Raw genomic sequence first — 23505 nt, 5'->3', positions numbered from 1 at the left:
CTTNTGAAGGCCTTGCTGATCTGGAATTCGCCGCCGTTGCTTTCGTTGCCCAGACGGCCGATCGCCGAGGCGCCGTTATAGGAGCCGTCGACGCCGACATATTTCTGGTCGCCGGTCTGGAAGTGGGCGCCATAGCGGGCNTAGCCGCTGAACTTGAGGCCGAACGGAATGGCCATATCCGGCGAGGCGGCGGTGGTTTCCGGGTTAGTAATCACGTCGACCTTTTTGTTGGCCGCGGCGTCGATTTTTGCCTGGCGGTCGGCCAGCGCTTTATCAACGGCTTTGGCGACGATGGCGTCGATCTGTTCCTGCGTAAATTCTTGCGCCATGACAGAAATTGGGCACAGCGCGGCGACCACCGCCATGGCTAAAGGCAGTTTTTTTACAGTATTCATGGTTATCTCGCTTTAATAATTAATATATTTCAGATAATAACCATCCCATTCTGGCTAGAATAAATAGCCAAAATAAGCTGATTTGTTTTTTAGGGTACAGCGACGCCGGAGAATAATATTCTCGCTAACGTTATTCCATATTAATTAACGCTGGTACAGATGGATTAATTCTTCTGAGAACTCGCGGGCCAGCAGCGAATTCATCAAATGATCCTGGGCATGTACCATAATCAGCGTCATGGGCTGACGCGCTTCACCGGCATCCTGCCCGATGAGCTGGGTCTGCATCTGATGCGCCCGGCGGGCGTAACCGTCGGCCTCGTTTAAGAGTAAGCGCGCTTCGTCGATATTTCCGGTTCGGGCCGCATGCAGCGCTTCAAAACATAATGAGCGTGACTGTCCCGCATTAACGATAATTTCCATTACCGCATCTTCTAATTCCATCATGTGTATTCCTGAGGTATTTATTATTTAATAATGCAGTGAAAGTCCATTTTCTGCATTATTACGCTGTCATCTTATTATCTCTCCGGAAGGAGAGGGATTAGCTAACGGTTTCTGCTACCGGAACGCTATTTTTGGCTTTCTCAACTTCGGTTTTCATTAAGGAACGTTCATAAGCGCGCAGGAACGGCAGGTAAATGACCGCCGACATCACCATGCAGATGAGACACATCACCACCGGGCTCAGGGTCCAGTTAGCCGCCCACGACGCGCCAATTGGGGCCGGCGTAGTCCACGGCGTCAGCGACACCACCTGGCTCAGCCAGCCAAGACGCGTCGCGCCGTAAGCCAGCACCGCGTTGACCATCGGTACGCAGACGAAGGGGATAAACATCATCGGGTTCATGATGATCGGCGCTCCGAACAGAATCGGCTCGTTGATATTAAAGAAGCTCGGCACGATGCCCATCTTGCCGATGGTGCGCAGATGGGTGGCCCGGCTACGCAGCAGCAGGAAGGCCAGCGGCAGGGTAGAACCGACGCCGCCAATCAGCAGATAGTGATCCCAGAAGCCCTGCAGGTAGACGTGCGGCAGTACCGTGCCAGCCGCCAGCGCCGCCTGGTTTGCCGACAGGTTGGCCATCCAGAACGGGTTCATAATGCCGGTAACAATCAGCGAGCCGTGGATACCGGCGAACCAGAAAATCTGGCACATCAGAACAGAGAGCAAAATCGCCGGCAGCGAGTCGGAGGCGGAAACCAGCGGCTCCAGCAGATGCATGATCGCCTGCGGCAGGATCATCCCGGTCTGCGCTTCGATAAACAGATTCAGCGGATGCAGAGTCGCAATAACCACCAGCACCGGGATCAGGATTTCAAACGAACGGGCGACGCCGGTGGGGACCTCTTTCGGCAGACGAATCGTAATGTTGTTTTGCTTCAGCCACGCGTAAACGCGGGTGGAGTAGATGGCGGTGATCAGCGCGGTGAAAATGCCCTGACCGGACAGATACTGAGTGGAAATTTTGCCATCGGCATAGGGCGCGGCGACCAGCAGGAAAGCCATAAACGCCAGCAGACCGGACATCACCGGATCGAGCTGAAACTGACGACCGAGGCTGGCGCCAATGCCGACCGAGATAAAGAAGGTCATCACGCCCATGCTGAGGTTAAACGGCAGCATCAGCTGTTCGCGGTAGTGCTGGGAGAAATCAAGCCAGCCGCGGGCAAAGCCGTTGGTGGTATCGGGTGAAAACGGCGGAAAGATAAATACCAGCATGAAAGAGCCGATGATCATAAACGGCAAGGCGGCAGTGAAGCCATCGCGGATAGCGATAACGTATTTCTGCTGCCCAAGGCGTCCTGCCAGCGGAGTAATAGATTGCTCGATCACGGCAATCATGGACTGATACAGAGAACTCATTTCAACACCTCTCAGTGCGCCGCTGGGATCAGCGACAGAGCATAATTCAGGACGTTGTCTCCCCGCTGCATACCGTAGTCCATCGTATCGATGGGCTGAACGGGAATGTTCAGGGAAGCCGCTTTGTCAGACAGGGTTTTCAACATGTATTTCACCTGGGGGCCAAGCAACACCACCTGATACTGCGGAAACTGCATGTCAAATTCGGAAACGCCATAGGCGTCAATCTGCACCGGCAGGTCACGTTCATTCGCCGCCTCAACCATCTTTCTGACCAGCAGACTGGTGGACATCCCGGCAGAGCAGCACAGCATAATCTTGTACATCGACGACCATCCTCAAAATGTAAAAAGTTATTGCGTGGGTGATTTGATATCAGACGGAAACCGGTTTCCATTTATAAAAAGCAGAACTGTGATAGTGGTCAAGATCTCCTGCTTATAGGGCGGATTTATTGGATTTCGCTCACATTATTCTGTCGATTTGGCGATGTTTTGCGCTGAAATGGAAAATCGGTTTCCAAACAAATGGCGAAATGGATATACTGCGCTGGTCATAATTGAAGCGATTCAGGTTTACAGGATTTTGGCGGGACGCGGCGCCCGCGCAGGGGAAAATGATGTCGACAATCAATGATGTTTCACGACTTGCCGGGGTTTCCAAAGCCACGGTGTCGCGAGTGTTGAGCGGCTCACGTGGCGTGAAGGAAGCCAGTCGTCAGGCGGTGCTGCAGGCGGCGGAAGCGCTCAATTACCGGCCAAACATGATAGCCCAGTCGTTGCTCAGCCAGTCCACCGGCTGCATCGGCGTCATCTGCGCCCAGGACAACATCAATCAAACCACCAGCTATCTCTACGCCCTGGAAAAACAGCTCAGCCAGCACCAGAAACACCTGCTGCTGCGCTTCGCCAACACCAGCCACGGCGTGATGAACTCTCTGGAGGAGTTGACCTGCGGGCTGTGCGATAACGTGCTAATCATCGGCGCGCGTTTTCCTCTGAATATTAACCGCCCGGACGTGGTGCTGGTGGACTGCCTCGATAGCGAAGGCGACAACAGTATTCAGTTCGATCATGCTTTCGCCGCCGAAACCGCCTGTCACTATCTGATTAGCCAGGGGAGACGGCAGATTGCGCTGATTCATCCGCAGAGCAGCGGCTTTGCCGACCAGGTGCTGCTGGGCTACAAGCACGCGCTGGAAAAAAACTTTTTGCCGTTTAATCGCAACCTGGTGTTTCTGGATAACACCTCGCCGTCGGTGGCGGTGCAGGAGCTGGTCAATAACGCCACTACGCTGAACTTTAACGCGCTGCTGGTGAGCGATGAACAGCAGGCGCAGCGCGTGGTGCCGCAGCTGCAGGCGTTTAACCGCGCCGTTCCGCAAAATGTCATGGTGTTTAGCCTCGCCGGATCGTTACAGCTGCCCGGTATCCCGACTATCCCGGCGATTGAATATTCCATGGACGCGATGGCGTCGCGGATCGTCAACTGGCTGACCGAGAAAACGGACAACCCGGGCGGCAGCCCGCTGCGCGGCGATTTAATTATTCCGAAGCACTAAACGCTGCTCTTGCCCTGACCCGCCGCCGTTGGCTGCGGGTTTTTTGCTGGCTGGTTTTTGTCGTATCCCTCACATTATAAATAAAACTCATATCTGACGCCGGATTTTCGAACCGGACAGCCTGCGTGACCTGCCTTAAGTTGAGTACGAAAGTTCCACTCAAAAAACACTAACCAGAACATTCGTACCGCCTGCTTGAGGAAGTCACCCTATGAATCACACGAACGTTGTCGATGTGAAAGCGTGGATAGATACCCGCCCGGTCTCGCGCTTTCAATGGAACGTGCTGCTGCTCTGTTTCATCATCATTATGCTGGATGGGTATGACGCCGCGGTGATGGGCTTTGTCGCCCCGGCGCTCATCGAGGACTGGGGCATCAGCCGGGCCGAAATGGGGCCGATTCTTGGGGCGGCCATGTTCGGCGTCGCCATTGGCGCCCTGGTAGCGGGTCCGCTTTCTGACCGCTACGGCCGAAAGCGAATTTTACTCTGGTCGGTGGCGCTGTTTGCGCTGTTCAGCCTGGCCGGCGCCGTGGCGCAAAGCCCGACGCAGCTGGCGCTGATGCGTTTTCTCACCGGCCTTGGCCTTGGCGCCGTAATGCCCAACTGCGTCACGCTGGTGGCGGAATATATGCCGGAGCGGCGTAAAGGGGTGATGATCACCCTGATGTACAGCGGTTTTAACGTGGGTTCCGGCCTCGGCGGCTTTATCGCCGCCGGTTTGTTATCGCATTACAGCTGGCACTCGGCGCTGGTTTTTGGCGGCGTGCTGCCGCTCGTGGTGCTCCCCTTTATGATCGTGATGTTGCCGGAGTCGGCGATGAACATGGTGGCGCGCCGACTACCGGGCGAGCAGATTGCCAGGGCGCTTAACCGGCTTGGGGGCCAGTTTACGGCTGAAACCGTTTTCCAGCTGAATGCGCCGCCCATCACGCGGAGCAGCAAAGTGGCGCAGCTGTTCCGGCATGGCTATGCCCGCGGCACGATAGCGCTGTGGTTAACCTATTTTATGGGGCTGTTTGTGATTTACCTGCTGAACGGCTGGCTGCCAACCATTCTCCGCTCCGGCGGGCTGTCGCTGCAGCAGGCGGCGATGATGACCGGCTTGTTCCAGCTCGGCGGCCCGCTGGGCGGGATCCTTGTCGGTATGCTGATGGATCGCGCTTCGGCGAAAGCCGTGATTGCGGCAACCTATTTCCTCGGCTGTCTGTGCCTGTTGTCCCAGGGGGTGATGAATTTCGGTTCGGCGGCGCTGTCGGTGCTGATTTTTATCAGCGGGATGTGCATTAACGGCGCGCAGAACGGTCTGCAGGCCTATTCGCCCGCCTATTATCAAACCGAGATCCGCGCTACCGGAGTCAGCTGGATGCATGGTATCGGCCGTACCGGGGCTATCCTCAGCTCCACGCTGGGCGGGATGCTGATGCTGGCCGTGCCGGGACACTCGTCGATCTTTTTGGTGCTTGCGCTGCCGGCCTGCCTGGCGGGGATCTGTATTTTGTTGCACCGTATGAATCACGCTAAGCCTCGACTCACAGAGGCAGAACTTGACGCTTTGTCATCCCCCCTCGAACACCGATAAGTGGAGTTATCTGATGGCTAACATTCTCGGCGGTATCGCCGTCTCTCATACCCCGACTATCGGCTTCGCGGTCGATCATCATAAACAGCAGGACCCGGCGTGGGCGCCGATCTTCCAGAGCTTCGAACCGCTGCAGCGCTGGCTGGAGGAGAAAAAACCGGATGCGCTGGTGTACATCTTTAATGACCATGTGACCGCCTTTTTCTTCGATCACTATTCGACTTTTACGCTGGGAATCGACAGTCAATATGACGTTGCCGATGAAGGCGGCGGACCGCGCTGTCTGCCGCCGGTCCAGGGCAACGCGGCGCTCTCAAGGCACATTGGCGCCAGCCTGATGGCCGACGAGTTTGATATGTCGTTCTTTATGGATAAAAAGCTCGACCACGGCCTTTTCTCGCCGCTTTCGGCGCTGTTGCCCTGGGATGAAGCGCAGGGGTGGCCGACGGCGGTGATCCCGTTACAGATCGGCGTGCTGCAATTTCCGGTACCAAGCGCGCGCCGTTGTTACAAACTCGGCCAGGCGCTGCGCCGGGCGATTGAAAGCTTCCCGGAAGATATCAATGTGGCGATTGTCGCGACCGGCGGGCTCTCGCATCAGGTTCATGGCGAGCGCTGCGGATTTAATAATCCCGACTGGGATGCCCAGTTTGTTGATATGCTGGTTAATGACCCGGAAAAGCTTACCGAAATGACCCTTGGCGAATATGCCGAGCTGGGGGGGATGGAGGGGTCCGAAGTGATCATGTGGCTGGTGATGCGCGGCGCGCTATCAGCCAATGTCACCGAAACCTGGCGCGACTATTACCTGCCCTCGATGACCGGTATCGCCACGCTGATCCTTGAGAACAATGCGCGCCTGCCCCCCGTCGATACCCTGACGCGCCATCGCCAGCATATGGCGCAGCAGCTGGCCGGGGTGGAGAAACTGCCGGGAACCTATCCTTTTACCCACGAGCGCAGCCTGAATGGCTTGCGGCTTAACCGTTTCCTGCATCGGCTGATTGAGCCTGCCTGGCGTGAACGTTTTCTGCAGTCGCCTCAGTCGCTTTATGCCGAAGCCGGACTGAGTGAGGAGGAACAGCAGTTGCTCAACGCGCGCGACTGGCGGGGATTAATTCAGTATGGCGCCAGCTTCTTCCTGCTGGAGAAAATGGGCGCGGTGGTCGGCGTATCCAACCTGCATATTTACGCCGCGATGCGCGGGCAGACGCTGGAGGCGTTTCAGCAAACGCGCAACCAGCAGGTAACCTATTCGGTGGCGGGTAAACGTTAAACGGCCCCGTCCTGAACCTGCTGATAAATAAAACGCAACAGCGCCTGCGTCGCCGGGGAGGGCAGGCTGCCGGCGCGAAACGTCAGCCCGATACGCCGGGTGGTATCGGGCAGGGGAACCGGCAACACGCTGAGCAGCCCATTGTCAGTTTCAAAACGCATCTGGCTGGCGGAGACCGCCGCCAGCATGTCGGAGCCCTGCAGCAATCCTCGCACCATCGCCGCATCCCCGGTCTCTACCGTCGGCTGGGGCAGCGGCAGCCCCAGGGTGACAAACGCCTTATCCAGCAAATTGCGCGCCGGCGCGTTGGCGCGCGGCAGCACCCATTGCGCTGTCGCCAGCTGGCTGCGCGGGTCCGGATGGCGAAGCAGCGGGTGGTTATTACGCAGTAAAATCAACATATCCTCTTCGAATAACGCTTCGCTACAGAGGTCCGGGAGATCTTCATCCTGGCGCAGGGCGCCGATAATAAAATCGATATTACCTGCCCGCATATCGGCGACCAGCGACTCATACGGGCTTTCATTGGTCATGAGGGTGATGCCCGGGTGCTGGGCCAGAAAGGCGGCGATGGCGGAGGGCAGTAGCCGGGTCCGGCTCAGCGGCAGGGCGCCAATGCGCACGGTGCCCTCCAGCACCCCGCGACGGGCAGCGAGATCGCTCCAGATGTTTTCCAGCTCGTTGAGCGCTCTGCTCACCGGGGGATAGAGTAGCTCTGCGGCAGGCGTGGGACGCACCCCCTCTGGCGTCCGGCGAAATAGCGCCGAATCCGCTCCTTTTTCCAGGACCTTCAGCGCGGCACTGACCGCCGGCTGAGTGATCCCCAACTGTTGCGCGACGGTTTGGGTATGGTTGACGTGATAGAGCTGAATAAAAATGGCTAAGCGGCGGGTATTGAACAGCCAGCCGGCGTCCGCCAGCGGGCCGCTGCTGCGGGTATGGTGCTTCTGCAGCAGCGCCGGGATGGCCTGCAGGTCGTCAATCGCCCGCCGGGCGCGCGGCAGGATGCACTTGCCATACTCGGTGGGCACCATGCCGCTGTAATGGCGTTCGAACAGCGTGACGTTCAACGCGGCTTCAAGATCGCGAATAGCCCGGGTTATCGCTGACTGCGTGCGGAATAAGTCATCGGCCGCGCGTGAGACGCTACCGCGCAGCGCGACCTGACAGAAAAAGCGCAGCTGCATGATATTTATAATTTTATCGTGCTTTCTCTTTAGCATTGTTCGTCAGGCCTGAAAAAGTTAGTGAGACGACAACATAAATAAAAATCATAGCCTTCGCAAGTTAACGAATTACCTCCCCACGACGGGACATGACAAGCTGAAAAAAACAACAGAGGAAGCCATCATGTCTCATCCGGTTAGCGAAAAAAGTGCCCTTGTCGTCAGCGCCCACTCGGCCGATTTCGTCTGGCGCGCGGGCGGTGCGATAGCGCTGCATGCCCTGCAGGGCTATCAGGTCCATGTGGTCTGTTTATCCTTTGGCGAGCGCGGCGAGTCCGCCAAACTGTGGCGTAAAGGCAACATGACCGAGGAGGCGGTGAAGCAGGTGCGTCGCGAAGAGGCCCAGGCCGCCGCCGCGATCCTGGGCGCCAGCGTCGAATTCTTTGATATCGGCGATTATCCGCTGCGCGCCGATAAAGAGACGCTATTTCGTCTGGCGGATGTGTATCGCCGTATCCAGCCCCACTTTGTCCTGACGCACTCCCTGCACGATCCCTATAACTACGATCATCCGCTGGCCTCCCATCTGGCCCAGGAAGCACGGATTATCGCCCAGGCAGAAGGCTATCGCCCTGGCGAGAAAATTGTCTCTGCTCCCCCGGTTTACTGTTTCGAACCGCACCAGCCGGAGCAGTGCAACTGGAAACCCGATGTGTTGCTGGACATCACCGCCGTCTGGGAGAAAAAGTATCAGGCCATTCAGTGCATGCAGGGTCAGGAGCATCTGTGGGAATACTACACCCGCGTGGCGCTGCAGCGCGGGGTGCAGGCCAAGCGCAATATCGGCATCACGGCCGCGCGCGATATCGTTCACGGCGAAGCCTTCCAGAGCATCTTCCCCCGCGTAACGGAGAACCTGGCATGAACCTGTTAAATAAAAAAGGCCTTGTGATCCGCCACCTGCCGCGCCATGACGAGGCGGTTTTGCGCCGCTGTGAGGCGGCCGGGGTGGCGACGCTCCATGAAGCCTGGGATCGTCAGGGGCTGATGGGGCCGGCAATCCGTCCGATTCAGCAGGGCGTCAGCCGGGCGGGCAACGCGGTAACCGTGCTGGTGACGCCTGGCGACAACTGGATGTTTCATGTGGCGGTCGAGCAGTGCCGCGCCGGCGATATTCTGGTGGTGGCCCCGACCTCGCCGTGCGGCGATGGCTTCTTCGGCGATCTACTGGCGACGTCTCTCCAATCGCGCGGCGTGGTCGGGTTGGTGGGCGATATCGGCATTCGTGATTCGCAAACGTTGCGGGAAATGGGATTCGCCGTCTGGTCCCGTCAGGTTTATGCCCAGGGGACGGTGAAAGAGAGCCTCGGTTCGGTTAACGTCCCGGTGATATGCGCAGGTCAGCTTGTACAGCCGGGCGATGTCGTGGTGGCCGACGACGATGGCGTCGTGGTGCTGCCTCACGCCCGGGTCCGTGATGTGCTCCATAAAGCGGAAGCCCGCATGAGCAATGAGCTTGCGAAACGTGAGCGGATGCGCAATGGCGAGCTGGGGCTGGATATTTACGCTATGCGTCCGCGTCTGGCGGAAAAGGGCCTGCGGTATTACGACCGCGCAGACGAGGTGGAGGAATAAATGGCGCAACGCGGAATCCCCTGTCTATGGATGCGCGGCGGCACCTCTAAAGCGGCCTGTTTTCTGGCCGACGATCTGCCTGCCGATCCGGTGCGACGTGATGCGGTGCTGCTGGCGGTGATGGGCTCGCCTGATCCCCGGCAAATTGACGGGATCGGCGGCGCCGATCCGCTGACCAGCAAAGTGGCGATTATCCGCCGCTCCGCACGGCCTGACGCCGATGTGGACTATCTGTTTGCCCAGGTGAACGTGGCGGCGGCTACCGTGGATTACGGCCAAAACTGCGGCAATATTCTCGCCGCCGTTGGCCCTTTCGCCATCGAGCGCGGTCTGGTTCGCCACGATGCGCCGCTCACTCGGGTGCGTATTTTTATGGAGAACACGGGGCAACTGGCGGTGGCAGAGATCCCCTGCGATGCCGACGGGGTCAACTACGTCGGCGAGAGCCGTATCGATGGCGTGCCGGGCAGCGCCAGCCCGATCCTGCTCCATTTTCTTGATGTCGCCGGCTCCAGCTGCGGGGCGCTGCTGCCGACCGGCCGGGTCCGTGACCGTTTTGACGGCGTCGAGGTGACCTGCATCGATAACGGAATGCCGGTGATCCTGTTGCGCGCGTGCGACCTCGGTTGCACCGGCTATGAGACGCGCGAACAGCTGGATAATGACGACGCGCTTAAACGTCGCCTGGAGTCGATTCGCCTGCAGGCCGGGCCGCTGATGCAGCTTGGCGACGTCAGCCAGCGCACGGTGCCCAAGATGACCCTGATCGCCGAGCCGCGGCACGGCGGCGCCATCAGCAGCCGCACCTTTATCCCCCACCGCTGCCACGCGTCGATCGGCGTATTTGGCGCGGTGAGCGTGGCCAGCGCTTGTCTGCTCCCCGGCTCTGTCGCGCAGGGCCTGGCGCAGGTAGCGCCAGGCGATACGCCGCTGCTCAGCGTCGAGCATCCGACAGGCGAATTTAGCGTGACGCTTCAGCTTGATGCTGACGGCGCCCTGGCTGGCTGCGGCCTGTTACGCACGGCGCGACTGCTGTTTGCTGGCGAGGTTTTTATTCCGGCCCGCGTCTGGCCGCGTGAGGAGTGATGATGACAATCGCGTTTATTGGTTTTGGCGAGGCGGGTGGCATTCTGGCGGCGGATCTGGCCCGTGAGCATGCGGTGACCATTTGGGATTGCAAGCTCAATGGCCCGGNGCGAGAGGCGATGGGCAAAAAAGCCCGTGATTCGCGCGTTCAGGTGGGAAATTCGCTGGCGCAGGCGCTGGAGGGGGCCACGCTGGTTTTTTCTACTGTGACCGCCGGTGAGGCGCTAAAGGTGGCGCAGCAGGCGGCCGCGCTGCTGCAGCCGGGACAATATTTCCTCGATCTCAACTCCGTGGCGCCGGAGACGAAACGGCAGGCGGCTGAACATTTTCTGCCGGGCGCCTACATCGATGTCGCGGTGATGGCGCCGGTACCGCCGGCCCGATTGCAGACACCGTTATTGATCGGCGGGCCGCAGGCGGAGGCGATCGCGCCGCGTCTGCAGGGGCTGGGGCTGAATGCCCGCTATGGCGCCAGTACGGTGGGCCAGGTGTCGGCGATAAAAATGTGCCGTAGCGTGATGATCAAAGGTCTTGAAGCGCTTACCACAGAATGCCTGTTCGCGGCTCGTGAATACGGCGTTGAGGAGGAGGTGCTTAGCTCCTTGCATCATAGTTTCCCCTCTCTGGGCTGGACAGGCGCGTTCCCCGACTATCTGATCAGCCGGGTGGCGGAACATGGCATTCGGCGCAGCGAAGAGATGGAAGAGGTGGTGAAAACCCTGCGTGACGTGGGGAGCGCCGGGATAATGAGCGAGGCGATCGCGAAAAGCCAGCGCCAGCTGCCGGAGCAGATGGCCGCCCGTAGCCTGAGCTACAGGCAGCTGACGCCGTTTGACTGGAAAACGCTGGTCGCGAGGCTGAAATAACCGCTATTTGGCCGGACAGACGATTTTGTCGATTGCGGCCTGGTAGCTTTTCTGGTTATTGCGCTCCTTCGCCAGCGTTGCTTCGCGGACCGCGTTCTTGTTACCGTCGGTCGCCAGCACTTTATTGGCAAAATCGTTGTCGCTGAGGTGGCTTGCTGGCGCGCATTTTTCCTTCACCGCTTTGAGCACCTGCTGTTTTTGCTGCTCGAACTGCAGGCTTTGCAGCGGTGATTCGGCCCACGCCGACGTGGCGCTCAGGGCGGTGACCAGGCATACCATCCAACATGCTTTCATCAGGCTTCTCCTTCCGTAATCGCTTCCGTCAACTATATGCGCAGGCGGGAAAACACGCAAATAGTGGTCAGTTTAACTTATTGAAAATGCGCTTTTTATCGCCTGCTCAGGCGGCTCTCACCCGCCGCCGCGAGTCGATGGCGATCAGCACCACCGACGCGAGGATCAGCAGAGTGCCCAGCCAGTCCGGCAGCGTGAAGGTGATCCCCAGCAGCAGGAGCGACAGCAGGGCGCTGCTCAGCGGTTCGGCGCAGCTGAGGATCCCTGCCTTTGCGCCGCCAATCTTCTGCGCGCCGTTGAGATAGAGGCTGAAGGTCAGCGAAGTACCGATCACCACCAGGTAGAAAAAAGCTAACAGCAGGCTGCCGTTAACCACAAAATCGGTGCCCTGGCCGCCGTAAAACGGCAATAGCATCGCGCCGCCGAACAGCATGCTCCAGCCGACGATGGGCAGCGTCCCGTAGCGGGCAATCAGCGTTGAAGGATAGGTGGTATAAAAGGCGGCGGCAAACGCCGAGGCGATCCCCCAGAACAGCGCCGCCGGCGAAATCGACAGCGTCGTTGGGTTGCCGTGGGTCACCAGCAGAAAGGTGCCCGCCAGCGAGGTGCAGATAGCCCCCAGCACCAGCGGAGTGGGACGCGCTTTGCGGGCGAGGGCGAACCAGGCGACGATGATCGTCGGCGACAGAAACTGCAGCACCGTGGCCGTGGCGGCATTGGACTTTTCAATGGTCATCAGAAAGGTGAACTGCACGGTTAGCGCGCCAAACAGCGAGAAAAACAGCAGGCTTAGGGCGTCGCGGCGGTTTTGCAGCACGCGGAAAATGCGGTCGCCGTGAACAAAGCCGAGCATCAGCAGGATCAGCCCGGCGAACAGCAGACGCGTCATGGTCAGAAACGGCGACGACATCTGGCTTTCCTGCATAATAAATTGCGCACACACCCCGGAACTGCCCCACAGCACGGCGGCAATCAGTACGTTCAGCATCCCTTTTTTGCTGGAGCCCATCTTTTCCTCAAGCGAAATATGACAAAGGGGAATCATAGCATGCGCGCGCCCGGGCGGCGGGGCAGGAAATGGTAGTCGGGCGCGGCGGCGTAACTATTTTGCAGGCCCGGTAAGGCGAAGCCGCCGCCGGGCATTAACCGATAGTCGCGTTCTAGCTTAAATCGACATTTTTACTGCCGAACAGCCAGGTGAGGACAAAGCCGCACAGGTAGGAGACCGCCAGCCCGCCGGCGTAGGCCGCCATCCCGGCGTAAATTCCGCTGCCGGAGGTCATCAGCGGCAGCGCCACCAGACCGGACGGGCCGAACACCGTGTTCAGGCCGACCGGCAGCCCCAGCCAGGCGATCAGTCCGACGAAGAACCCGCCGCAGGCGCCGCCGAGGCAGGCGGTGACAAACGGCTTCATCCGCGGCAGGGTGACGCCGTAGATCAGCGGCTCGCCAATCCCGAGGAAGCCCGGAATAATCGCCCCTTTAATCTGGGTTCGCAGCAGCGAATCGCGCTTCGCCCGCCAGAACAGCGCCAGCGCCGCCCCCACCTGCCCGGCCCCGGCCATCGCCAGGATCGGGAACAGCGAGTTAAAGCCCTGGGCGTCCACCAGCGCAAAATAGACCGGGACAAACCCCTGATGGACGCCGAACAACACCGCCAGCAGGAACAGGCCGGCCAGCACCGCCGAGCCAAACGGGTTGCCGTTAAGATGCAAGAACAGCCACGACATGCCGGTAAACAACCAGCCGCCAATCGGCATGATCACCGTAAAGGTCACCGCGCCCATGATCAGCAGCGTCACCGCCGAAGTGAGGATCATATCGAGGTTGGCCGGCATCACCCGCCGCACCTGGCGTTCAACCCACGCGCCAAGGATAGCGGCGATCAGTACGCCGATGATATTGCCGCGCGGATCGATGCCATGGCCGAAGAAGGTGGAAATGCCGGCGTAGAAGCCGCTAGTTGCCTCCGGGTTGTAGCCCAGCACGAACAGCGAGGCGATAATCGCGCCGTTCACGCCGGAGCCGCCGAACGCCTTCTGCGCGTTATAGCCAATCAGGATACTCAGAAAGGTGAACATCCCTTTGCTGAAGACCTTCATATAGCCAATCAGCGCCACCAGGCTGGCGTTCGGATGGGCGTTCTCCAGTACGAAAACCTGTTCCGCCAGGGTGGCGAAGCCCAGCAGCAGCCCGACGGCGATAAAGCCGGGGATCAGCGGCGTAAAGATGGTGGCGAATTTGGCGAGAAACTTCTGCACCGCGCTGGTCTGCCTGCCCTTCAGCGCCTGCTTTTTCTCCGCCGCGACGTCGGCCAGCGTCGGCGCGGCGGCGGGCGCCGCCTCCAGCAGGCCGTTCATCATTTCGGCGGCGGTTTGCGCCTTGCCGGGGCCGAGCACCACCTGGAACTGCTCGTCGCTGACGATCACCCCCATCACGCCGTCAATCTGGCGGATGGCGGCGCTGTCGGCCAGACTTTCATCGCGCAGGGTCAAGCGCAGGCGCGTCATGCAGTTGCCCGCCTGCGCGACGTTTGCGGCGCCGCCCACGTGGGCGAGGATCCGCGCTATCATCTCTTTCGTTATTTTTGCCATTGCCCGTTACCTGTCTGTCGGCGCTCAGGTGTTGCTGAGCGCCTTGCGGATATAGCCGTTGTTTTTCGCCAGCAGCGACTGCGCCTCTGCGGCGCTTAAGTCCGCCAGCACCATCACGATCGCCGTTTTACAGTGGCGGCCGCAGGCCTCCAGCGCCTTCTGGGCGGTGGCGCGATCGCAGTCGGTGGCCTCCATCACGATAGAGACCTGGCGCTCAATCAGCTTGGCGTTGGTCGCTTCGACGTCGACCATCAGGTTGCTGTACACCTTGCCGACGCGGATCATCGCCCCGGTGGAGATCATGTTCAGCACCAGCTTCTGCGCGGTGCCGGCTTTCAGGCGGGTAGAGCCAGTGACCACCTCCGGGCCGACCACCGGGGTGATCGCCACGTCCGCCAGCTGGGCCATTTCGCCATGCGGGTTACAGCTGACGATGGCGACAAAGGCACTCTGACTATGGGCGTATTCCATGGCGCCAATGACGTACGGCGTGCGTCCGCTGGCCGCCAGCCCCACCAGCACATCGCGGTTGCTGAAGTTCAGGTTCTGCAGATCCATCGCCCCCTGCGCTTTGTTGTCTTCCACGTTTTCCACGGCGCTGAGAATCGCTTTATGTCCCCCGGCGATGATCCCCACCACCTGCTCCGGGCGGGTGCCGAAGGTCGGTGGGCATTCGCTGGCATCGAGGATCCCCAGACGCCCTGAGGTACCCGCGCCAATGTATATCAAGCGGCCACCGGCCTGCAGCGCCGCCGCGACCTTATCCACCACCTCGGCAATCTGCGGCAGATAGGGCGTTATGGCATGGGCTACCTGCTGGTCTTCCTGGTTTATCACCGTCAGCATCTCGAGGGTGGAGAGGGTGTCAATGTTGGCGCTGTTGGCGTTACGTCGCTCGGTCAGCAGTTTGCTCAGGTCGATACTCATAGAAACCTCGTTATTCTCAGTGGCGCGCAGTATAAGGAATTATTTATTCCTTGCCTGTGAAGAGTATCACGATTAGTACGTGGAGAATAATACGAGAATGGTAGATATGGCGGGAAATAGTGCGGTAATAAATCTGGAATATTTTATTACCGCAGCAGGAGATTAGCGTGCGTCGCGCGGTTTGCTGAGGCCCAGCAGCAGCGCCAGCAGGTAGCAGATGGCCATCGCGAGGCTCATTTTCAGCATTGTTTCGCCGCCGAGACCCGCCAGCGGCGCGGCGATGCCGCCGAAGACAAACATCAGGGTGCCCATCAGCGCGGACGCGGTCCCGGACTGCGCGGCGTCGACGGCGCTCATCGCCTCCGCGCCGGCGACGGTGCTGATGCCGCTCATCAGCGACACGGTAAAGAACAGGCCGACCAGCGCCAGCACCGGCAGATGCAGCCAGGCAAACAGCAGCATGATCGCCGCACAGCTCACGGCCAGCGTCAGGCCGCCGCGCAGCAGGCTTTCGGCGCTAAAGCGGCGCGCCAGACGGGAAAAGATCATCGCGGCGATGATCAGCCCGATACCGTTCAGACCGAACAGCAGACTGAACTGCATGGCGCTCATGCCGTATTCGCTCTGCATCACGAAGGAAGAAGAGCCGATGTAGGAGAACAGCCCGGCCATCATAAAGGCCTGGATCAGGCAGAAGCGCAGAAAGCGGCGATTTTTCAGCACCGGCTGGCCGGGCCGTTGGCGGCTGGCATGCGCCGCTGTGGCCGGGCGCGTTTCCCGCAGGATCGCCAGGCTCATCACCAGCAGCACGCCGCCAATGGCGGCCATCGTCCAGAAGAGAATTCGCCAGTCGAAGGCGGTGATAACGTAGCCGCCCAGCACCGGGGACAGCACCGGCGCAATGCCGTTCACGGTCATCAGCAGGGCGAAAAACTGGGTCAGCAGGGTGCCCTGGTATTTATCGCGGGCGATGGATCGCGACAGCACCGAGCCGCCGGCGCCGGCAAAGCCTTGTAAAAAGCGCCAGACAATCAGCATGTTGATATCGCGGGTCAGGGCGCACATCGCCGAAGCAAAGATAAACAGCAGCAGCGACAGCGCCAGCGGTTTCAGGCGGCCAATGCGGTCGCTCAGCGGGCCGAAAAACAGCTGACCCAGGCCGAGACCAATCAGCGCGGCGGTCAACGACAGCTGGGTCTGGGTGCTGGTGGCCTGCAGCTGCTGAGTGATCTCCGGCAGCGCCGGTAGATAAAAATCCGTGCACAGCGGGCCGATACCCGACAACAGGCCGAGGATCAGCGCCCAGGAGAGGGAAACACGTGCCATAACGATTCCTTGTAGAGGCCGGGCTCGGTCGCCCGGCGGGTAAGTTTAACTGGCGCCGCCGCCCAGCGACTGCCAGAGGGTGATCCGGTTATTGAGGTCGGTCTGCTGCAGGGACAGCAGCGTCGTTTTCGCCGACCACAGCGTGCGCTGAGCGGTGAGCACCGACAGATAATCGCCGACCCCGGCCTGATAGCTCTTCATGGCGATATCCAGCGATGTCTGCTCGGCGGCGACATACTGCCGCTGAGCATCAAGCTCTTCGCTCAGCGTTTCCCGGCGCGCCAGCGCATCGGCAACGTCCTTAAACGCGCTCTGAATCGATTTCTCGTAGGTGGCGATCAGCCCCTTTTTCTCCGCTTCCGCATAGCGCAGCTGCGCCAGGTTGCTGCCGCCGGTGAACAGCGGCAGGCTGATGGATGGGGCGAACGACCACACCTGCATCCCGTGGCTGAACAGCGACGACAGCGAGTCGCTGCCGACCCCGGTGCTGGCGGTCAGGGAAATCGACGGGAAGAAGTTCGCCCGCGCCGCGCCGATATCGGCATTGGCGCTCTTCAGATTGTGCTCCGCTTCCTGAATGTCCGGCCGACGCAGCAGCACCGACGACGACACGCCCGCCGGCACCAGCGCGATGCTGTTATCCCCGAGACTCTCGAGAGTGCCGGGCAGCAGGCTCTCCGGCACGGTTTCCCCCGCCAGCAGGTTAATGGCGTTTTTATCCTGCGCCACCAGCGTGCGATAGCTGGCGACGCTGGCGCGCGCCTGCTGATAGACGCTTTCCGCCGAGCTTAAATCACCCGCGGAGGCGGTGCCAACCGCCATCTGGCGGGCGACGATGTTGCGCGAGTTTGCCGCGCTGTCCATGGTCTGCTGCGCCAGCGCCAGATTGCTGTTATCCGTCGCCAGCGTCACCCAGGCGGTGGTCAAATCGGCAATCATCGTCAGCCGGGTATTCTGCGCGGTGAATTCGCTGGCAAGCCAGGTTTCGCGCGCCGCGCGCGACAGGCTCTGGTTCTTGCCGAACAAGTCCAGTTCGAAGCTGGAGACCGCGCCGTCGGCCTGTGAAGCGGAGCTCAGGCCACTGGCCACCGTTTTGCTGCGGGTGTGGCTCAGTTCGGCATCAACGGTGGGAAACAGCGATGCCCGCGTTTCGCCATACTGGGCGCGCGCGGCCTCGATATCGGCCAGCGCCTTTTGCACATCGCGGTTGCTGTTCAGCGCGATGCTGACCACTTTTTTCAGCCGCGCGTCATTGACCACTTTCTGCCAGTCGCCGACCACCGCCGTCGATTCGCCGTGCGCCCCGGGCAGGGTGGCCGGCACCGGCGCGGCCGGGCGATCATAATGCGGGTCAAGCGAGACGCAGCCCGCGGTCAGGAGCGCGATAAACATAAAACTCAAACGAAACATACCTTACTCCTGAGAAGGACGTTGGCGGGTGAAGAGACGTTTCACCAGCACGAAGAACAGCGGTACGAAGAACACCGCCAGCAGGGTGGCCGTCAGGGTGCCGCCGATAATCCCGGTGCCGATCGCCACGCGGCTGTTGGCTCCGGCGCCGGTGGCGATGGCCAGCGGCAGCACCCCGGCGATAAACGCCAGCGAGGTCATGACAATCGGGCGCAGGCGAGTCTGCGCGGCGCGGATCGCCGCCCGGGAGAGCGAATACCCCTCATCCACGGCGGATTCAGCGAACTCCACGATCAGGATGGCGTTTTTCGACGACAGGCCGATGGTGGTCAGCAGCGCCACCTGGAAGTAGACGTCGTTGCTTAAGCCGCGCAGCGTCGCCGCCAGCGCCGCGCCAAGCAGGCCGAGCGGGATGACCATGATCACCGAGAACGGCACCGACCAGCTCTCATACAGCGCCGCCAGGCACAGGAATACCACCAGAATCGAGATGGCGTATAGGCTCATCGCCTGGCCGCTGGCCAGCTTTTCCTGCAGCGAAATGCCGCTCCACGCCCAGGTGGAGCCCGCCGGCAGGCTGTCGGCCAGCTTTTCCATCTTGTCCATCGCCGCGCCGGAGCTGAAGCCGGCGGCGTTTTCGCCCTGGATCTCAAAGGCGGCGGAGCCGTTGTAGCGCACCAGGCTTTCCGGGCCGTATTGCCAGTGGGTGGTGGCGAAGGCGGAGAACGGCGTCATGCTGTTATCGCTGCCGCGAACGAACCATTTGCCAAGGTCCGACGGCACCGCGCGCGCGTCGCTTTCGCCCTGGATATAGACCTTTTTCACCCGGCCGCGATCGATAAAGTCATTCACGTAGGTACCGCCCCAGGCGCTGGAGAGCGTATCGGTCACGTCGCTCAGCGACAGCCCCAGCGAGACGGCTTTGTTGTTGTCGATATCCACCTGCAGCTGCGGCATCTGCGGCAGGTCGTTAGCGCGCACCGACTGCAGTTCGCTGCTCTGGTTGGCCGCCGCCAGCAGCTGGCTGCGCAGCTTCATCAGGCTGTCGCGGTCGGTACCGCCGCTGGCCATCAGCTCGAAGGTGAAGCCGTTGCTCTGCCCGAGACCGTCTACCGACGGCGGGGTCATGGCGAAGAGGGTGGCGTCGCGGATCGTCCCCAGCTCTTTGGTGGCGCGCAGGGCGATGGCCTGGGCGGTGTTGTCGTCCCCTTTGCGCTGCGACCAGTTTTTCAGCGACACGAAGGCCATCCCGGCGTTCTGCCCGCTGCCGCTAAAGCTGAAGCCGTCGACGGTGAAAATGACGTCGGTATTGGCTTTCTCTTTGGTGAGGAACCAGTCGGTGACCTGGCGGCGCACCTCGGCGGTACGCACCGCGGTGGCCCCGGCGGGCAGGGTGTACTGGACCATGATCTCCCCCTGGTCCTCCACCGGCAGGAAGCTGCCCGGCAGCTTCCACATCGCCAGCGCCATCGCCCCGCAAATCAGCGCGTAAGCGCCCATCATCACTGCGCCCCGGCGCAGGCCGCCGAGCACCCGGCGCTGGTAGCCCGCCTCCGTACGTCCCCACAGGCGGTTAAAGGCGCCGAAGAACCCTTTGGTGTGCGGTTTGGAGTGGCTGAGCAGCGCGCCGCACAGCGCCGGGGTGAGGGTCAGCGCTACCACCACCGACAGCATCATCGCCGAGATAATGGTTACCGAGAACTGGCGATAGATGACCCCGGTCGAACCGCCGAAGAAGGCCATCGGCAGGAACACCGCCGACAGCACCAGGGCAATCGCCACCAGCGCGCCGGAGATTTCGCCCATCGATTTTTCGGTGGCTTCGCGAGCGGGGAGCCCTTCGTCGCGCATAATGCGCTCGACGTTCTCCACCACCACGATGGCGTCATCCACCAGCAGGCCGATCGCCAGCACCATGGCGAACAGCGTCAGGGTGTTAATCGAGTAGCCGAACAGGGCCAGCACCCCGAAGGTGCCAAGCAGCACCACCGGCACCGCTACCGCCGGAATGAGCGTCGCGCGGAAGTTCTGCAGGAACAGGTACATCACGCAGACGACGAGGATAATCGCTTCGAACAGGGTCTGAATCACGTCCTCGACCGAGATTTTGATGAACTCGGTGCTGTCCTTCGGATAGGCAATATCGTAACCCTGCGGCATCTGACGCTGGAATTCGGCGATTTTGCTTTTCACCAGCGTCGCGGTGTCCAGCGCGTTGGCGCCGGGGGCCATCATCACCGCGATCCCGGCGGCAGGGTGGCCGTTCAGATTGGCGGTGGCGGTGTAATCCTCGCTACCCATCTCCACCCGCGCGACATCGCTCAGGCGCACCACCGAGCCGTCGGCCTGGCTTTTCACGATGATCGCTTTGAACTGGTCAGGGGTTTGCAGCCGGGACTGCGCGCGCACGGTGGCGGTTAATTGCTGGGCATTGGACGACGGTAGCGCGCCGATTTTACCGGCGGAAACCTGCACGTTCTGCGCCTCAATCGCCGACTGGACGTCGGAAGGCATCAGCGAGTAGGAGGCGAGTTTGGTCGGGTCCATCCAGACGCGCATCGCGTATTCGGCGCCGAATACCTGCAGGCTGCCGACGCCCTCCACGCGCGCCAGCGGGTCCTGCATATTGCTGACCAGCCAGTCGGAGATATCGGAGCTGGTGGCGCGGTTGGTTTTGTCATACACCGCAAGGATCAGCAGAAAGCTGCTCTGCGATTTTTCCACCGTTACGCCGGACTGCTGGACTTCGCTCGGCAGCCGCGATTCCGCCTGCTGCACTTTGTTTTGTACCTGCACCTGGGCGGTGTCCGGGTCGGTTCCCTGCTCAAAGGTGACGGTGATGCTGACCGAGCCGTCGGAGCTGCTGGTGGAGCTGAAGTAGAGCAGATGGTCGAGGCCGGTGAGCTGCTGCTCGATGACCTGGGTGACGCTGTTCTCCAGGGTTTCGGCGGACGCCCCGGTATAGGTGGCGGAGATTTTCACCACCGGCGGGGCGACGTCCGGGTACTGGCCTACCGGCAGGGTGCGGATCGCCAGCACCCCGGCGAGCATAATCAGAATGGCGATCACCCAGGCAAAGACCGGGCGACGCACGAAGAAACGGGAGAACATTAGGCGTTGCCTCCGTTATTGTTGACGGCGACGGCCTTCACTGTCTGTCCGGGGGCCACTTTACCGGTGCCTTCGACAATCAGCTTGTCGCCCGCTTTCAGGCCGCTCAGCACCAGCCATTTATCGCCGTAGGTGTCGCCGGTTTCCACGGTACGCTGCTCAACTTTGTTGGCGGCATCGACCACCAGCGCCGTGGCGTCGCCTTTGGCATCGCGGGTGATCCCCTGCTGCGGGGCGAGGATCGCGTCGTTCATGATGCCTTCATCGATGCGCGCGCGGACGAACATCCCCGGCAGCAGGACGTGCTGCGGGTTGGGGAAGATAGCGCGCAGGGTCACCGAGCCGGTAGATTCATCGACGGCGACTTCGGTGAGCGCCAGACGCCCTTTTTCGGGATAGGTACTGCCATCTTCCAGGGTTAACGTCACGCTGAGGGTGTCGCTGTTGCTGGCCAGGCTTTGCTTGCGTAAACGCAGGAGATCGACGCTGGATCGCGTCAGATCAACATACATGGTGTCGAGCCCGCGGATCGTCGCCAGCGCGGTATCCTGATCGGCGGAGACCAGCGCCCCCGGCGTAACCGACGAGATGCCGATGCGCCCGGCAATCGGCGCGGTGACGGTGGTCCAGTTCAGGTTAATGCGCGCGCTCTCCAGCGCTGCTTTCTTCGATTCCACGCTGGCCTTGTCCTGGGCGCAGGTGGAGGCGGCGTCGTCAGCATCCTGGCGGGAAACGCCGTTATCCCTGACCAGCGACGCGTAGCGCTGGGCCTTCTGGCAATCGGAGACCACCAGCGCCTGGGCCTGTTTCAGCGCCGCCGCCGCTTCGTTCCAGGTCGCGCGATAGCTGGAGGGATCGATCTGGTAAAGGGCCTGCCCGGCCTTCACCATATCGCCTTCGGTAAACAGGCGTTTCTGGATGATGCCGCCCACCTGCGGGCGAACTTCGGCGCTGAGCGAGGCGGTGGTGCGGCCGGTGAGCTGGCTGACTACCGGCACCGGCTGGCTTTGCAGGGTGACCACGCCCACTTCCGGCGTGGGTTGCTGCGGAGCAGATGTCTGCGCATTATCGCATCCGCTAAGGAGAAATAATGCTGTCGCGATGGGAGCTATGATGTATTTCATTATATTTTCTCAAGATATAAGACGTCCGCCCCGTTTATTTAAAAACGAGGGAATAGGTTGGGTGCTGAGGCATTTTCGGGTGAGCGAAAATGACAAAAAAGGAACACAGATGTTCCTGAACGTGATTGTTATTGTGTCTCCGCTGAAGCCAACCTCTTCGGTCTTCAGGAGGTGAAAAGCGCATCTCCTCTGGTTTTGTGGTGAGAATGATCATTCTCATTTTTCCCCATTATACGATCCGTCGCGATAATGGAAAGGTTTTTTTGCTTACTTTTAGAACGNAAAAAATTAAGGCAAATAATCATGGAGAAAATAAGAATATTTTGTGAAAGTGGAGAGGGAAAATAACCATTCGGCAGCGCGATACTGGAGATAGTTAATGACACTAATCATTACAAAAAGCATTAATCCCGACGATCAACAAGAATTGTTTGCCGGTCTACGGCAGTATAATCAGCAGTATCTCGATGCGGCGCAGTTTGGCGATCTGGGGGTTTACTCCCGCGATGGGCAAGGGGTGATGCAGGGCGGGCTGATTGCCAAACGCAAGGGCAACTGGCTGTGCATTGAGTATCTGTGGGTTAGCGAGGCGACGCGCGGGCGCGGGCTGGGGAGCGAGCTGATGCAGGAGGCGGAACAGCAGGCGCAGGCGCAAGGCTGCAGCCATCTGCTGGTGGATACCTTTAGCTTCCAGGCGCTGCCGTTTTATCAGAAATTAGGCTATCAGCTGCAGATGTCGCTGCCCGACTTCCCGCACGCAGGCATGCAGCGCCACTATTTGTCGAAGGCGCTGTAACGATCCTGGTATCCCCGGGCGGTCAGGTACCGCACCTGTGGTTGTGCCGGATGGCGGCATAAATGCCTTATCCGGCCTACNNTTCGTGCGACCTGTTGTTATTTTAACCACTTGCGCGACTGAAACTGCCGGTGCTGNCGGCCTCAAAATCGCTGAGACGTTCCCGGAAGGCCGGGGCAGCCCGCATGGATGCGGGCTGAGGGCCGTGTTTTGCACGGANGCTGCCTCGGCCCGANCCGAAGCCTGCNGGGATAAGTCGAAGGGACCGCGTAGCGGCGATTTTGCTGGCCGGAGCCCGGGGGTACAGGGGGCGGCGGCGACTGGCCGCCCCCTGTGCGCTCCCTGCGCCATAAGAGACATAGCGCAGAAGAAATATCGGGAGCGCAATCTGCCGGGAATTAACATAGAAGTTGTAGCCCTGCTAAGCGTAGCGCGAGCAGGGAAAATCACGGATGGCGGCGCGTGGCGCCTTATCCGGGCTACAAAAGC

At 60.4% G+C, this 23505-nt stretch carries 23 protein-coding genes; 9 read left to right on the top strand and 14 right to left on the bottom strand.

The features are described 5' to 3' along the window. The 4 genes from VZP09_RS20370 to VZP09_RS20355 form a co-directional block, all read right to left on the bottom strand. The coding region (locus VZP09_RS20370) for a hypothetical protein (protein WP_328795376.1) at window positions 1-395 on the bottom strand (395 nt) is incomplete at its 3' end. A 144-nt stretch (window positions 396-539) separates the two neighbouring features. Further along, complete coding sequence (locus VZP09_RS20365; RefSeq protein WP_016530292.1) at window positions 540-842, bottom strand: PTS lactose/cellobiose transporter subunit IIA; 303 nt, start codon at window positions 840-842, stop codon at window positions 540-542. 97 nt (window positions 843-939) lie between these two features. Beyond that, window positions 940-2262 carry a PTS cellobiose transporter subunit IIC gene (locus tag VZP09_RS20360; protein WP_002923156.1) on the bottom strand — a complete coding sequence of 441 codons (1323 nt, stop codon included), beginning with the start codon at window positions 2260-2262 and terminating at the stop codon, window positions 940-942. An 11-nt stretch (window positions 2263-2273) separates the two neighbouring features. Continuing rightward, the gene (locus VZP09_RS20355; RefSeq protein WP_004145041.1) at window positions 2274-2588 is read right to left on the bottom strand and encodes a PTS sugar transporter subunit IIB; all 315 of its coding nucleotides are present in this window, start codon (window positions 2586-2588) and stop codon (window positions 2274-2276) included. A 293-nt stretch (window positions 2589-2881) separates the two neighbouring features. Here VZP09_RS20355 and VZP09_RS20350 point away from each other — a divergent pair, with 293 nt between their 5' ends. The 3 genes from VZP09_RS20350 to VZP09_RS20340 all read left to right on the top strand — a co-directional run bounded on the left by VZP09_RS20350 (window position 2882) and on the right by VZP09_RS20340 (window position 6681). Continuing rightward, window positions 2882-3823 carry a LacI family DNA-binding transcriptional regulator gene (locus VZP09_RS20350; RefSeq protein ID WP_002923154.1) on the top strand — a complete coding sequence of 314 codons (942 nt, stop codon included), beginning with the start codon at window positions 2882-2884 and terminating at the stop codon, window positions 3821-3823. A gap of 211 nt (window positions 3824-4034) precedes the next feature. Continuing rightward, window positions 4035-5405, top strand: coding sequence for an MFS transporter (locus VZP09_RS20345; RefSeq protein ID WP_032415828.1), 1371 nt, complete (start codon window positions 4035-4037; stop codon window positions 5403-5405). Window positions 5406-5418: 13 nt separating this feature from the next. Next, window positions 5419-6681, top strand: a complete 1263-nt coding sequence (locus VZP09_RS20340) for a gallate dioxygenase (protein WP_002923152.1) — start codon at window positions 5419-5421, stop codon at window positions 6679-6681. Here the strand turns inward: VZP09_RS20340 and VZP09_RS20335 are convergent. Further along, window positions 6678-7904, bottom strand: coding sequence for a LysR family transcriptional regulator (locus VZP09_RS20335; protein ID WP_002923147.1), 1227 nt, complete (start codon window positions 7902-7904; stop codon window positions 6678-6680). The two genes, VZP09_RS20340 and VZP09_RS20335, sit on opposite strands and share 4 nt — an antisense overlap. 127 nt (window positions 7905-8031) lie before the next feature. Here VZP09_RS20335 and galB point away from each other — a divergent pair, with 127 nt between their 5' ends. From galB to VZP09_RS20315, 4 genes are read left to right on the top strand one after another with little or no spacing between them, the layout of a single operon-like run. Beyond that, window positions 8032-8772, top strand: a complete 741-nt coding sequence (galB, locus tag VZP09_RS20330; protein ID WP_004211137.1) for a 4-oxalmesaconate hydratase — start codon at window positions 8032-8034, stop codon at window positions 8770-8772. Further along, entirely contained in the window at window positions 8769-9482 is a 714-nt protein-coding gene (locus tag VZP09_RS20325; protein ID WP_004145036.1) for a 4-carboxy-4-hydroxy-2-oxoadipate aldolase/oxaloacetate decarboxylase, read from the top strand. Before galB ends, VZP09_RS20325 begins: the two co-directional genes overlap by 4 nt. Continuing rightward, complete coding sequence (locus VZP09_RS20320; protein ID WP_004145035.1) at window positions 9483-10568, top strand: 4-oxalomesaconate tautomerase; 1086 nt, start codon at window positions 9483-9485, stop codon at window positions 10566-10568. It begins immediately after the preceding gene. 2 nt (window positions 10569-10570) lie between these two features. Beyond that, on the top strand, window positions 10571-11434 hold the full coding sequence (locus VZP09_RS20315) for an NAD(P)-dependent oxidoreductase (protein ID WP_328795499.1): 864 nt from the start codon (window positions 10571-10573) through the stop codon (window positions 11432-11434). 3 nt (window positions 11435-11437) lie between these two features. Here VZP09_RS20315 and VZP09_RS20310 read toward each other — a convergent pair whose 3' ends face one another. From VZP09_RS20310 to eefA, 8 genes are all read right to left on the bottom strand, one after another. After that, window positions 11438-11728 carry a YicS family protein gene (locus tag VZP09_RS20310; protein ID WP_002923120.1) on the bottom strand — a complete coding sequence of 97 codons (291 nt, stop codon included), beginning with the start codon at window positions 11726-11728 and terminating at the stop codon, window positions 11438-11440. A 106-nt stretch (window positions 11729-11834) separates the two neighbouring features. Next, window positions 11835-12737 (bottom strand): DMT family transporter, encoded by a 903-nt coding sequence (locus VZP09_RS20305; RefSeq protein ID WP_002923118.1) that lies wholly within the window; start codon window positions 12735-12737, stop codon window positions 11835-11837. A 151-nt stretch (window positions 12738-12888) separates the two neighbouring features. Then, window positions 12889-14322, bottom strand: coding sequence for a PTS N-acetylmuramic acid transporter subunit IIBC (murP, locus tag VZP09_RS20300; protein ID WP_106516799.1), 1434 nt, complete (start codon window positions 14320-14322; stop codon window positions 12889-12891). 24 nt (window positions 14323-14346) lie between these two features. Further along, window positions 14347-15249: an N-acetylmuramic acid 6-phosphate etherase gene (murQ, locus tag VZP09_RS20295; protein ID WP_040215440.1), complete on the bottom strand. Its 903-nt coding sequence runs from the start codon at window positions 15247-15249 to the stop codon at window positions 14347-14349. Window positions 15250-15411: 162 nt separating this feature from the next. Then, a complete protein-coding gene (locus VZP09_RS20290; RefSeq protein ID WP_023286962.1) occupies window positions 15412-16575 on the bottom strand; it encodes a multidrug effflux MFS transporter in 1164 nt (387 codons plus the stop codon). Between the two features lie 45 nt (window positions 16576-16620). Further along, window positions 16621-17985 (bottom strand): multidrug efflux RND transporter outer membrane subunit EefC, encoded by a 1365-nt coding sequence (eefC, locus tag VZP09_RS20285; RefSeq protein ID WP_126478167.1) that lies wholly within the window; start codon window positions 17983-17985, stop codon window positions 16621-16623. Between the two features lie 3 nt (window positions 17986-17988). Further along, the gene (gene eefB / locus VZP09_RS20280) at window positions 17989-21096 is read right to left on the bottom strand and encodes a multidrug efflux RND transporter permease subunit EefB (protein WP_328795373.1); all 3108 of its coding nucleotides are present in this window, start codon (window positions 21094-21096) and stop codon (window positions 17989-17991) included. Then, entirely contained in the window at window positions 21096-22220 is a 1125-nt protein-coding gene (gene eefA, locus VZP09_RS20275; protein WP_004150241.1) for a multidrug efflux RND transporter periplasmic adaptor subunit EefA, read from the bottom strand. The genes eefB and eefA overlap by 1 nt, the downstream gene beginning before the upstream one ends. A 206-nt stretch (window positions 22221-22426) precedes the next feature. Here eefA and VZP09_RS20270 point away from each other — a divergent pair, with 206 nt between their 5' ends. Further along, entirely contained in the window at window positions 22427-22549 is a 123-nt protein-coding gene (locus VZP09_RS20270; RefSeq protein WP_328795372.1) for a hypothetical protein, read from the top strand. Here VZP09_RS20270 and VZP09_RS20265 read toward each other — a convergent pair. Beyond that, window positions 22509-22625, bottom strand: coding sequence for a hypothetical protein (locus tag VZP09_RS20265; RefSeq protein WP_014343452.1), 117 nt, complete (start codon window positions 22623-22625; stop codon window positions 22509-22511). The genes VZP09_RS20270 and VZP09_RS20265 overlap by 41 nt on opposite strands. On the opposite strand from VZP09_RS20265, the gene VZP09_RS20260 reads away from it, so the two are divergent. After that, complete coding sequence (locus VZP09_RS20260) at window positions 22600-23016, top strand: GNAT family N-acetyltransferase (RefSeq protein ID WP_009485154.1); 417 nt, start codon at window positions 22600-22602, stop codon at window positions 23014-23016. The genes VZP09_RS20265 and VZP09_RS20260 overlap by 26 nt on opposite strands. Window positions 23017-23505 lie beyond the last annotated feature (489 nt).

This window comes from Klebsiella sp. EMBS2024 (genome assembly GCF_036233805.1).
Taxonomy (GTDB): domain Bacteria; phylum Pseudomonadota; class Gammaproteobacteria; order Enterobacterales; family Enterobacteriaceae; genus Klebsiella; species Klebsiella pneumoniae.
The sequence above is the reverse complement of the archived record's forward strand: the minus strand, read 5'-3'. Positions and strand labels throughout refer to the sequence as shown.